At 62.6% G+C, this 12,229-nt stretch carries 11 protein-coding genes; 5 read left to right on the top strand and 6 right to left on the bottom strand.

Features of this window, described 5'->3' with window-relative positions; genetic code table 11:
• Positions 1–41 precede the first annotated feature (41 nt).
• The gene (locus tag A8G00_RS02345) at positions 42–548 is read left to right on the top strand and encodes a nuclear transport factor 2 family protein (RefSeq protein ID WP_102999850.1); all 507 of its coding nucleotides are present in this window, start codon (positions 42–44) and stop codon (positions 546–548) included.
• A 35-nt stretch (positions 549–583) separates the two neighbouring features.
• Here A8G00_RS02345 and A8G00_RS02340 read toward each other — a convergent pair whose 3' ends face one another.
• From A8G00_RS02340 to A8G00_RS02320, 5 genes are read right to left on the bottom strand one after another with little or no spacing between them, the layout of a single operon-like run.
• Positions 584–1,411, bottom strand: coding sequence for an SDR family NAD(P)-dependent oxidoreductase (locus tag A8G00_RS02340; protein WP_066562988.1), 828 nt, complete (start codon positions 1,409–1,411; stop codon positions 584–586).
• Entirely contained in the window at positions 1,408–2,286 is an 879-nt protein-coding gene (locus tag A8G00_RS02335; RefSeq protein WP_102999849.1) for a MaoC family dehydratase, read from the bottom strand. The genes A8G00_RS02340 and A8G00_RS02335 overlap by 4 nt, the downstream gene beginning before the upstream one ends.
• A 23-nt stretch (positions 2,287–2,309) precedes the next feature.
• Positions 2,310–3,467 carry an acyl-CoA dehydrogenase family protein gene (locus A8G00_RS02330; RefSeq protein WP_102999848.1) on the bottom strand — a complete coding sequence of 386 codons (1,158 nt, stop codon included), beginning with the start codon at positions 3,465–3,467 and terminating at the stop codon, positions 2,310–2,312.
• A complete protein-coding gene (locus tag A8G00_RS02325; RefSeq protein WP_172451725.1) occupies positions 3,464–5,632 on the bottom strand; it encodes a 3-hydroxyacyl-CoA dehydrogenase NAD-binding domain-containing protein in 2,169 nt (722 codons plus the stop codon). The genes A8G00_RS02330 and A8G00_RS02325 overlap by 4 nt, the downstream gene beginning before the upstream one ends.
• Positions 5,633–5,665: 33 nt before the next feature.
• A complete protein-coding gene (locus tag A8G00_RS02320) occupies positions 5,666–6,868 on the bottom strand; it encodes an acetyl-CoA C-acetyltransferase (protein WP_066562992.1) in 1,203 nt (400 codons plus the stop codon).
• Positions 6,869–7,022: 154 nt separating this feature from the next.
• Between A8G00_RS02320 and A8G00_RS02315 the strand changes: the two genes are divergently transcribed.
• Both A8G00_RS02315 and A8G00_RS02310 read left to right on the top strand, forming a co-directional pair.
• Positions 7,023–8,693 carry a class I adenylate-forming enzyme family protein gene (locus A8G00_RS02315; protein WP_066562994.1) on the top strand — a complete coding sequence of 557 codons (1,671 nt, stop codon included), beginning with the start codon at positions 7,023–7,025 and terminating at the stop codon, positions 8,691–8,693.
• Positions 8,694–8,736: 43 nt separating this feature from the next.
• The gene (locus tag A8G00_RS02310; RefSeq protein ID WP_102999846.1) at positions 8,737–9,519 is read left to right on the top strand and encodes an SDR family NAD(P)-dependent oxidoreductase; all 783 of its coding nucleotides are present in this window, start codon (positions 8,737–8,739) and stop codon (positions 9,517–9,519) included.
• 7 nt (positions 9,520–9,526) lie between these two features.
• Here A8G00_RS02310 and A8G00_RS02305 read toward each other — a convergent pair whose 3' ends face one another.
• Positions 9,527–10,237: a GntR family transcriptional regulator gene (locus A8G00_RS02305; protein ID WP_102999845.1), complete on the bottom strand. Its 711-nt coding sequence runs from the start codon at positions 10,235–10,237 to the stop codon at positions 9,527–9,529.
• A 129-nt stretch (positions 10,238–10,366) separates the two neighbouring features.
• Here A8G00_RS02305 and A8G00_RS02300 point away from each other — a divergent pair, with 129 nt between their 5' ends.
• Complete coding sequence (locus A8G00_RS02300; RefSeq protein WP_066562999.1) at positions 10,367–11,218, top strand: fumarylacetoacetate hydrolase family protein; 852 nt, start codon at positions 10,367–10,369, stop codon at positions 11,216–11,218.
• A 54-nt stretch (positions 11,219–11,272) separates the two neighbouring features.
• Positions 11,273–12,229 carry a VOC family protein gene (locus A8G00_RS02295; RefSeq protein ID WP_066563000.1) on the top strand — a complete coding sequence of 319 codons (957 nt, stop codon included), beginning with the start codon at positions 11,273–11,275 and terminating at the stop codon, positions 12,227–12,229.

Here is a 12,229-nt window from a genome sequence, read left to right as displayed (position 1 = left end):
ATCACGACCACCCTCGCGGTCGGTAAAGAAGGGTATTTGCCATGACGATCGACCTCCCCGTGCTGGCGGATCGCCTCGCGATCGAGGAATGCATCTACCGCTACGCCCATCTGGTCGATTCGATGCAATATCATCGCATCGCGGAAGAAATATTCACGCAGGACGGCTCGATCGACTTCGGCAGCGCGCGATCCGTGGGGCGAGAAGCCATCCATGCCCAGTGCATGGGCTATCAGGGCGCACTGATGGGCTGTTCGCATAATATCACCAATCTGGTGATCGAACTGCAGGGCGACCAAGCGCGCGCGGCCAGCCGCGTCATGGCCTGGCAGTGGTTCGCGATCCCCGGCGCCGATCCCCTGCGCCCGACAGACCTTCTGGCGGTGGGCGGCTATGAGGACAGGCTGCGGCGCACGGCCGAGGGATGGCGGATATATGAGCGACGGGGCATCAATTTTGGCACCGGCATCGGGGCGGGATCAGTGCCCGATCCGATGCGTCCCATCTTCGAAGGCATGCAGGGCCGAACGCCGAGTTGGCCCGCCTGAACAAGGGCGGGCGCAAGGGCCCGCCCCGCTTCCACTCAGAGTTTCCAGCCCCCGCCCGCGACAATCACCTCGCCCGTGATATAATCCGCTTCGGGCAGGCACAGCAGGTAAACGGCCCCGGCCGCTTCTTCCGGTGTTCCGGCACGGCCCAGCGGGATGCCCTTTTCCATGGCTTCCAATATTTCGTCGCTGACGCCGGCCTTGATGTCCCGGCCCTTGACGTTGATGGTCGAGCTGCCCGCCTCGCCGGCGGTCATGCGGGTCATGATGGCGCCGAAAGCCACGGCATTGACGGTGACATTGTACCGCCCCCATTCCTTCATCACCGTCTTGGTGAGGCCGACAATCCCCGCCTTGCCCGCCGCATAGCCCGACTGCCCGGCATTGCCGCCAAGCCCGGCGACAGAGGATATATTGATGACCGTCCGGCGCTTGGCCCGGCCGTGCTCCGCAATCTCGTTCTTCGCCGCGGCGGCGATCACCGGCTGCGCGGCGCGCAAAATGCGGAATGGGGCATTGAGATGCACGTCGAGCATGGCCATCCACTGCTCGTCGCTCGTCTTCTGAAGCACGGAATCCCACGCATATCCCGCATTGTTCACGATGATGTCGATCGTTCCGAAATGCGCGATCGCCGTTCCAACAAATTTGTCGCCGAAATCGGCTTCCGTCACATCGCCCACGCACACCACGGTGCGGACCCCCAGGCTTTCGATTTCGCTTGCCGTTGCCTTCGCCACATCCTCGTCCAGGTCGTTCACCACGACATGAGCCCCGGCGCTTGCAAGTTTCAGCGCAATGGCCTTGCCAATGCCACGCCCAGAGCCGGAAACCAGTGCAATCTTACCGTCCAATATCTTCACTTCAATGCGTCCCGTTCTTCCTTGAAACCACCGATGCGCGCATGTCCGCCATCGATCACAATCCTGTTCCTGTCGGGCACGCTCGCCCGGAACGATATTTCGTCGCCGTGGCGCCAGACCTCCGTCCGGACCGTTTCCCCCGGCCAGACCGGCGCGGTAAACCGGACCCGCATTTCGGTCAATGAAGCCGGATCGCCGTCACAGCACAGATGGGTCAATGCGCGGCCGACCAGCCCCATGGTGGCAAGCCCATGCAATATCGGCCGATCGAAACCGGCCGCCTGCGCCGTGCCCTGATCAATATGCAGAGGATTGCGATCGCCGGTCAGGCGATACAGCATTGCCTGATTGGACGCCGTCGGCAGGTCGAGGAACGCGTCCGCTGGCCGCTCCGGCATGATGACCGGCTCCGACCCGTCAAGATCGCGCGCGCCGCCAAAACCACCTGCATCCCGCAAGACCCACACTTCCTCCATTTCGGCGATCAGCCGGTCGGTGGGCGTGGTGAGCACGCGTTTCGCCCGCACAAGCGCGGGCTTGCCCACCCCCTTGTCTGCGAGACCGATAATCTCGATCCGGCCATTGACCAGTTGCCCCAGTTCGAGTGGACGAAACAGTTTCAGCGTCTGCTCGCCATGCAGAATGCGCGGCCAGTCCCAGCCAAGTTCCGGCGCCATGGGCCAGAATCCGGGTGTCCCCAGAACCAGCGCCATGGTCGGCAACACGGCCAGATCACGCTCGAAGATCAGATGCTGCTCGGCTATGGCTCCGAGCCCCGCGCCGACCCCCAGCGCATAGAGGATCGCCCCGCGCGGATCGCAGACATCCTGTGCTTCGGGCACCCGGAAACGGCGCAATTGTTCGACGTTCAGCATCCGACTTATCCCCGGTTCAGCCGTCAGGACAGCTTGCGCTCGTCAAGCCCCAGCCCACGACCGATGATTTCGCGCATGATTTCCGAAGTGCCGGCAAAAATGCGACTGATGCGTGCGTCGGTATACATGCGGGAAATGCGATATTCCTCCATATAGCCCGCGCCGCCGTGCAGCTGAACACACTCGTCCATCACCCGGCCTTCCAGTTCGCTCGCCAGCAGCTTGGCCGAAGATGCGTCCTCCGCCGTCAGCTCCCCGGCATTGAGCAGCAGCACACACTGGTCGACATAGGTCTGGATTGCGTCCAGTTCGGCCCGCATCGTCGCCATCTTGAACCGGTTGTTCTGGAAGGCGCCGATCGGCTTTCCGAACGCCTTGCGCTCCTTTATATAGTCGAGCGTGATGTCGAAGGCGGTCTGCGCTGTCGCCATGAATCCGATCGCGGCGACCAGCCGTTCCTGCGCAAGGAAGCGCGCCAGATATTTGAAGCCCTGCGTCGGATCGCCCAGCACATTCTCCTTGGGCACCTTGACGTCGTTGAAGAAAAGCTCCGCGGTGTCCTGCGCCTTCATGCCCATTTTGGCGAGCTTGCGGCCGCGCTCGAACCCTTCCATGCCGCGCTCGACGACGAAGAGGCCGAGGCCGTGACGGCTGTTCGGGTCGGTCCGCGCGGCCACAATCACCAGATCGCTGAGGATGCCGTTGGAGATATAGGTCTTCGCGCCATTGAGCAGCCAATGATGGCCCTTGTCGATCGCGCTCGAACGCATGCCGGCAAGATCGCTGCCGGTCGAAGGCTCGGTCATCGCGACGGCGAGGATCTTCTCGCCGCTGACGATGCCGGGCATCCAGCGGTCCTTCTGCTCCTCGGTACCGAGCTTGGCGATATAGGGCGCGACCAGATCATTATGGAGATTGATGTAGAAGCCTATGTCGCCATGGCGCATATTCTCCTCGATGATGATCTGTTCGAAGCGGAAATCGTCGATCCCCGCCCCGCCATATTTTTCATCCGCCCAGGTGCAGAGCAGGCCCTGCTCGCCGGCCTTCAGGAACAGTTCCCGGTCGACCATGCCCTGTTCACGGAAGCGTTCGGCATGGGCGCCGACTTCGGCGCTCATGAACTTGATGACGCTGTCACGGAACTGCTCATGTTCCGGCTCGAAAATGAGGCGTCTCATGCCGGGATCGGCTCCTTGGCCGTCGCGCCCTTGGCGGACGCATAAAAGGGTTCGGCTTTCGCCGCCTTGTCGCGCAGCCATGCCGACGGCAGGAAGCGGGGGCCATAAAGCTGGGCGAGACGGTCGGCTTCCTTGACGAAGGCTTCGATCCCCACCGTGTCGATGTAGCTGATCGTGCCGCCGGTCCAGCTCGGGAAACCCCAACCATAAATGGCGCCCAGATCAGCGTCCTGCGGCGTCTCCAGTACATTTTCCTCAAGACAGCGCGCCGTTTCCATTGCCTGGGCATAGAGATAGCGTGTCTTGAGTTCCTCGATATCCCAGCCGTCCTTGGCCGGGAAATGTTCGGCCAGCCCCTTCCAGAGATGCTTCTTGCCGCCCTCGGGATAGTCGTAGAAGGCACCGCCGGTCTTGCGCCCCGACCGACCGATTTCGTCCTTCATACGGCGCATCACGGGGACGCCCGCCGGCGGCGTATATTTGTCGCCTTCCTCGGCAATGGCCTGATCCACGATCTTGAGCGGCAGATCGAGCGTGAGTTCGTCCAGCAGCGCCAGCGGGCCGACCGGCATTCCGACCGCCTTGGCGGCATTCTCGATCACCGCCGGCGGCACGCCCTCCGCCAGCATGGCAGCGCCTTCGTGGATCAGCATCTGGAAGACGCGGCTCGTGTAGAAGCCGCGGCTGTCATTAACGACGATCGGCGTCTTGCGCAGCTGCGCGATGAAGTCGAGGCCCTTGGCCAGCGTTTCCTTGCTGGTCTGCTTGCCCATGATGACCTCGACCAGACCCATGCGGTCGACCGGCGAGAAGAAGTGCAGACCGATGAACTGGTCCGGGCTGCGCGACGCCTGGGCGAGCTGCGAGATCGGCAGGGTCGAGGTGTTCGAGGCGAAAATAGCCTGCGTCGGCAGCACCGCTTCAGCCTTCTTCGTGGTTTCGGCCTTGATCGCCGTATCCTCGAACACGGCTTCGACCACCATGTCACAGCCATCGAGCAGCGCGAAGTCGTCGGTCGGGGTGATGCGGGCGAGAACGGCGTCCGCCTTGTCCTGCGTCAGCTTGCCCTTTTCGACCAGCTTGCCCAGCACCTTGGCCGAATAATCCTTGCCCTTCTGCGCCGTCGGGACGTCGCGGTCGATCAGCACAACCTCGATGCCCGCATTGGCAGACACGAACGCGATGCCCGCCCCCATCATGCCCGCGCCCAGCACGCCAATCTTCCTGGCTTCGAACTTGGGGAAGCCTTCAGGGCGACGCGCGCCCTTTTCGGCCGCCTGCTTCGAAATGAAAGTGGTGCGGATGATGTTGCGTGCGACCGGATCGGTCAGCAGCTTGGCGAAATATTTGCCTTCGACCGCGAGCGCCTTGTCGAAGGGCAGTTGCATGCCGTGGAACACCGAGTTCAGGATCGCGGCGGGCGCAGGCTGGTTGTAGCCGACCTTAGCGAGACCTCCCGTGTACATCATGTAGGCGGCCGAATCCTCGGGCACAGTTAGGCCCTTTTTCTGCGGCGGCGTCCAACCCTTTACGTCCCAGGGCTTGACCGGATCCGGGCTGGTGGCGAGCCAGCTCTTGGCCGTGTCGATCAGCCTGTCGGCGGGGACAATCTCATCCACGATCTTGAGCTTGAGCGCTTCCTGCGGACCGACCGAGCGCCCCGACAGCAGCAGGTCGAGCGCGGTCTTCATGCCCGCGATGATGCCGAGCCGCACCGTACCGCCCGATCCGGGCAGCAGGCCGACATTGACTTCGGGCAGGCCGACCTGCGCCTTGGCATCATCCACCAGGATGCGGCGGTGGCAAGCCAACGCCAGCTCGAACCCACCGCCCAGCGCCAGGCCGTTGATCGCCGCCACCCAGGGCTTGCCTGATTGCTCGATGGCGCGGTGCATGTCGGTCGCGCGCTTTGAAAAGGCATAGGCTTCCTGCGGCGTCAGCGTGCCGAACCCGTTCACCAGTTGCTTGAGGTCCGCACCGGCCATGAACGTCTTCTTGCCGGACGTCAGGATGACGCCCTTGATGCTGTCGTCCTCGGCAATCTGCTTGGTCGCCGCTTCCATGTCGGCGATGAAAGCATCGTTGACGACGTTCATCGAGCCTTCGGCGTCGAGGGTCAGGATCGCAAAGCCGTCCTCGGCCTTTTCCAGTCGCATAGTCTTCATGGGATGTCCCGCTCTATAGTTTGGTGTGCGCGCTCAGACGCGCTCGATGATGGCAGCCGTGCCGAGGCCGTTGGCCGCGCACAGGGTGATGAGGCCGGTTTCCGCGTTCCGCCGCTCCAGCTCGTCCAGCACGGTGCCCAGAATCATGGCGCCGGTCGCGCCCAGCGGATGGCCCATCGCGATTGCACCGCCATTGACGTTGATCTTGTCGTCGGGGACGTTCAGTTCCCGCTGGAAGCGCATGACGACACTGGCGAAGGCTTCATTCAGCTCCCACAGGTCGATGTCCTTCTCGGTCATGCCGGCCGCCTTGAGCGCCTTGCGCGACACCGCCCCCGGCGCCGTCAGCATGATCGTCGGCTCCGACCCGATATTGGCGTAGGAACGGATGCGACCACGCGGCTTGAGCCCAGCCTTTTCCCCAAATTCCTTCGACCCGACGAGAACCAGGCCCGCGCCGTCGACGATGCCCGAGCTGTTGCCGCCATGGTGGACATAGTTCAGATCTTCGATTTCGGGATATTTGGCCTTCGCCACCGCCTCGAACCCGGCCTTGCCGAACCCTTCGAAGGCGGGCTTGAGCTTGGCAAGGCTTTCCACCGTGGTGCCGGGGCGCATATGCTCGTCATGGTCGAGCACGACTTCGCCCAGCACATCCTTGACCGGCACGATCGAGTTTTTGAAAAAGCCGTTTTCCCACGCATGGGCGGCCTTGCGCTGGCTCTCGACGGCGAAATTGTCGACATCCTCGCGCGTGTAGCCATCGAGCGTCGCGATCAGGTCCGCGCCGATGCCCTGGGGCGCATAATAATTGCTGAAGGCAACCGACGGATCGGACGTCCACGCTCCCGAGTCATAGCCCATGACAGTGCGGCTCATCGACTCGACGCCGCCGCCGATACCCGCCTGGATCATGCCGGAATGCACCTGCGCCGCGATCAGGCTGACCGCATCGAGACCGGTTGCACAGAAGCGATGGATCTGCTGCCCCGCGACGGTCTGGGCATAGCCTGCCTGCAACACCGCCGCGCGGGCCAGCACCCCGCCCTGCTCGCCGACCGGCTGGGCCATGCCGATGATCACATCGTCGAGCAGCCCGGTGTCGAGATCGTTGCGGCTCTGAAGCGCCTTCAACAGCTGCGTCGCCATTTCGACCGAGGTGATCTCATGCAGCGCGCCATCAGGGCGGCCCTTGCCGCGGGGCGTCCGTACATGATCGTAGACATAGGCTTCCATCGTGAATTCCCGACCAGTGATGCAAAAATCTCTGCACCTGCTCTTGGAGCCGGAAGACAAAGCTGCACCTATCCAACGAAAGGCGCAGACAGGAGCGATGGCTGCAATCTGATCGTCATCGACAGCTGACCGGCATTTTTAGGAGCGGACATCCGTGGTCACACAAGGCGAAGATTGCGCCCCATTCCGTATCTCTGCAACCACCCTGGGCGATCTGCTTCTCAAAGGATGGGACAAGGCGCCCGACAAGGAAGCATTGGTTTTTCCGGGGGAACGCAAGACATATGACGATGTCGTACAAAGCGTCCTAAGACGCGCGCGCGGGCTGAAGGCGCTCGGCATCCAGCGCGGCGACCATGTCGGCATCCTGCTGCCGTCGAGCATCGAATTTGTCGAAACGCTGTTCGCCAATGCGATGTGCGGCGCCGTCTCCGTGCTGATGAACGCGCGCTACAAGGCGCCCGAAATGGCCTATGTCGCGGAAAATGCCGATCTGGCCGCGATCATCACCAATGACATGGTCAGCGAGCATATCGATTTCGGCCACCGGCTGGTGGAGGCCTTCCCCGACCTGCCCGATGCCACCGACCCTGCCGCCCTGACGCTCGCCGGCGCGCCTCTGCTCAGGCGGATCGTCATGCTGGGCGGGCGTTCGGTCCCCGGCTTCATCGATCAGGCAACCTTCGACGCGGCGGTGCAACAGGTGGACGAGGCCGATATCCACGCCTCCCGCCTGACCGTCAGAGTCCGCGATACCGCGATGATCCTTTATACGTCGGGCACCTCGGCCAATCCCAAGGGGTGCCTGCTCAGCCACGAGGCCGTCACCCGGGAGGCATCGAATCTCGCCCGCTATCGCTGGTCCTTCCAGCCCGACGAGCGCGCCTGGTCGCCGCTGCCGCTGTTCCATATCGCCGCGATGCTGTGCATGCTCGGCGCGATCGACGTGGGGGGCACGTTCATCGGCCAGCCGCATTTCGATGCCGGAGAGAGTCTCAGGCAGATCGAGGAAGAAGGCGTGACGATGATGTTCCTGCCCTTCGTCACCTTCCATCAGGCCATGATCACCCATCCCGATTGGACCAGGACCGACATGTCGTCGGTGCGCCTGCAAAACAGCTGCTTCGCCTTCATGCCGGATCGCGTGGGTCAGGCCTATCGGGAGAAGGCGCCCAACATGCTTCAGGTCGGGACCATGGGCATGACCGAGGCGGCCGGCATCGTCACCACCGGCGGCTATACGATGGACCCGGAAATGGGCTTCAGGAAGCTCGGCTTCCCCCTGGCCGGTATAGAGATGAAGATCGTCGATCCCGAGACCGGCGAGGAAAAGGGCGTGGACGAGCGCGGCGAAATTCTCATTCGCGGCTACAATCTGTTCGACGGCTATTACAAGGATCCTGAAAAGACGGCGCAGGCGCTGGACGCCGACGGCTGGTATCACAGCGCCGACATCGGCTCGATCGACGAACATGGCCATGTCATGTTCCACGGCCGGTTCAAGGATATGTTGAAAGTGGGCGGGGAAAATGTTGCCGCGGCCGAAGTCGAGGCGGTGCTGGCGACCCATCCGGCGGTCCGTCTGGCGCAGGTGGTCGGGCTGCCGGACGAGCGGCTGGCGGAAATCCCCGCCGCCTATGTCGAACGCGAAGGCGATGTCGAAGTCGAGGCGGAGGAACTCATCACCTATACCCGCCAGCGCCTCGCTTCCTTCAAGGTCCCGCGCCATATACGTTTCATCGACGAATGGCCGATGTCGGCATCGAAGATCCAAAAGTTCAAACTGCGCGGTGCGTTGATGGACGAACTGGGCCTGAAGGACTGAAACACTGCGCATCGACGCCATGGATCTATGTAGGGAGAGTGACATGCGGGTGATCATTACGGGTGCTGCAAGCGGCATCGGCAGGGCCTGCGCCGAACTGCTGGCGGCCGGGTCCGTGATACCGGGCGAACATCAGATGCTGCTCGCGGATCGCGATGCGGCCAATCTGCAGGTCGTGGCCGATGCGGTCGGCCCCGCCGCTGCGACCTGCGTGGTCGATCTCGCCGAACCGGATTGCGGCGACAGGATCGTGGCTGCCGCGCTCACCCATATGGACGGGATCGACGCCGTCATCAGCAATGCTGGCGTCATCATGGGCGGCGCACTGGCCGAACTGCCGATCAGCGATTTCGACCGCATCTTCGCCATCAACACCCGCTCGTCCTGGCTGCTGGGAAAGGCTGCCCATCCGCATCTCAAAGAAAGCAGGGGCGCCTTCGTCGCGACTGCATCCATGTCGGCCACCCAGCCCACGCCCGCGCTCGGCTTCTATTCCTCCAGCAAAGCCGCGCTGCTGATGATGATCCGTCAGCTCAGCATCGAATGGGGTCCGGACGGCATCCGGTGCAATACGGTGTCGCCCGGCCCCACTTACACGCCGATGACCGCTGCGGGATATAAGGACCAGTCGCGGCGCGACCAGCGGGAAGCCAATATCCCCCTGCGCAAATTAGGCGTGGCCGAGGATGTCGCTCAGGCGATCCTGTTTCTGATCGGCCCTCATGCTGGCCATATCAGCGGCGTCGACCTGCTGGTCGATGGCGGCATGAGCAATATGCTGATGCCTGCCAGCGGCGGTGGGACCGGTCAGAACAGGCAGAGCTGAAATGGGATCAAAGGGCCTGATCCGCGACGACAGCCAGTTCGGCATGGGTTCCGCTCTGGCCATTTTGCGGGTCGATAAGCATCCGCGCGGTAGCCATCAGATGGTCCGTCAGCAGCGCCACGGCGCGGTCGGCGTCCCGCGCAAGCGCCGCGTCGACGATCTGCGCATGTTCGTGAACCAGGTCCCGGTCACGATGGGCCAGAGGCACGGTGAGATAGCGGTAACGTTCCGACTGGGCATAGAGCCAGTCGCGCATTTTGAGCAGCCATGGACTGTCGCACGCAGCGACCAGGGCGTGGTGAAAGGCCGCATGCGCGTCGGCATAATCTTCGTTCAGACGGGCCGCCTCCTGCGGGTCGCGCGTCGGGGTCTTGCTCAGCCTATGGGCCGCGCTGACGATGGAAGTTTCCCAGTCCAGGCCACCTTTCTCGATGGCGCGCCTGAGGCATTGTCCCTCAATGTCGCTGCGGACCCTGACCAGATCGGTCAGATCGCTGATCGATATCGGCGTCACCCGGAATCCCCGGGCATCGTCCTGCGTCACAAAGCCTTCGGACGTCAGCCGGGACAGGGCTTCACGAACAGCCCCAAGGCTGAAGCCCTGGGTTTCGGTGATATCCTTGATGTTGATCTTCGCGCCGGGCACCAGCCGGCAGGTCAGAAGATCGTCGCGCAACTGCCGGTAGGCGCGTTCGGTCAGGCTCAGCTTCTTCGTCATCGAATGAACTATATCAGCTTCGCTACCTGTGGCAATTCGATTGAATGTATTTTGTAACTTGAAATATATTTCACCATGACCCATGCCATCGGCTCAGCGGTTTGAAAAAGATTCTCAGGAGGTTTGAATATGCGGTTGGCCAAGGTGACAAGGAATGGCGCGGTGGGTCTGGCAGTGGACACGGGCGCGGGCGTCAAGGCGCTGTTCGGTGACGCTGCGCTCTATGATCTGGACGCGCTGATCGCCAGCGGCGGCAGTGCCCTGACGGACGCTGGCGCCAAAGTCAGCGGCGAGGGCGAAGATGTGAAGGTGGAAGACCTCATCTTCCTACCGCCGCTGGTCAAGGCGCCGAAAATTCTCTGCCTGGGTCTCAATTACAAGGATCACGCGGCCGAAGGCGGCTTTGACGTGCCGGAATTTCCGACCGTGTTTGGCCGATTCAATTCGAGCCTCATCGGACATGGCGCGCCGATCATCAAGCCGGCCTGCTCCGATCAGCTCGATTATGAAGCGGAAATGGTCGCGGTCGTCGGCAAGGGCGGGAAGAATATCAGCAAGGACGACGCGCTGTCGCATATCGTCGCCTATTCGGTGTTCAACGACGGTTCTGTCCGCGACTATCAGCTCAAGACGCCGCAGTGGACGGTCGGCAAGAATTTCGACGATACCGGCGCCTTCGGCCCCTGGCTGGTCACGGCCGATGAACTGCCGGCGGGCGGCGCCGGTCTCAAGATCGAAACCCGCCTGAACGGTCAGGTGGTGCAGAGCGCGAACACCTCCGACATGGTGTTCGACGTGGTCGACACGGTCGCCCTGCTCTCCACCTGCTTCACGCTGGAGGCGGGCGACGTTCTGGTGATGGGAACGCCGTCGGGCATCGGTCTTGCCCGCAATCCTCCGCTGTTCATGAAGGATGGCGATGTGTGCGAAGTGGAAATCGAGAAGATCGGCCTGCTTGTGAACCCCATCAAAGCAGCCTGAACGAAAGGCCGGGTGCCGTCCCATGTCGGCGCCCGGCCAGCCAAGGAGGGAAGGATGAACCAGAAAAGCCCGTCGGGACGCCGCGCCAATGTTTTGGGCGTCCATTCCATCGATCATTTCGCGGTCGAAGTGCCCGATCTGGAGGCAGCGCGGACATTCTACACGCTCTTCGGGCTTGAAGTCCGGGACAGAAATGGCACGCTGGAATTATATGCAGCCGGCAATCCGCATCGTTGGGGCGTGCTGAGCCAGAGCGGCGACACCAAGCGCCTGCGCTATCTGAGCTTCGGCATCTATCCCGATGAGATGGAAGCGTTCGCCGCCCATCTCGACAGTTGCGGCGTCACCCGCATCGACGCGCCCAAAGGCGCCGAAACCGGCGGCATCTGGTTCGCGGGCTTTGATGGCCTGCCCACCAATGTCCGCGCCGCCGACAAGGCGACGCCATCGGAAAAAAGCCATTTCACCTTCACCAGCGCGGCGCCCGGCCAATCCGGCGCCATTCCCAACAGCAAGGCGCCGAAGGTCCACCCCCGCCGCCTTTCGCATTTCGCGATCTTCACGACCGACGTGAATGCCGCGATCGATTTCTATGAAAAAACGCTGGGCCTGCGCCTGTCGGACAAGAGCGAACCGGCCGTCGCCTTCCTGCATGGCGTCCATGGCAGCGACCATCACCTGCTTGCCCTCGTCCTTTCCGATCGGCGGGGCATGCATCACAATAGCTGGGACGTCGGGTCTGTGATGGAAGTGGGGTTGGGCGGCGCGACCATGGCGCGGGCGGGCTATGGTCCCAATTGGGGCGTCGGCCAGCATGTGCTGGGCGCCAATTATTTCTATTATGTGCGCGATCCGTGGGGCAGTTTCAGCGAATATTCGGCCGATATCGATTTCATCCCGCATGATGTCGACTGGCCGGCCGCCAATCATGCGCCGGAGGATAGCATGTTCCTGTGGGGGCCGGACCCATTCCCCGAATTCATCCAGAACACAGAACCGGCGGAGGCCTGA

The organism is Sphingobium sp. SA916, assembly GCF_002894065.1.
In the GTDB taxonomy this organism is placed as follows: domain Bacteria; phylum Pseudomonadota; class Alphaproteobacteria; order Sphingomonadales; family Sphingomonadaceae; genus Sphingobium; species Sphingobium fuliginis.
This window is presented reverse-complemented; position numbering and strand designations above follow the sequence as displayed.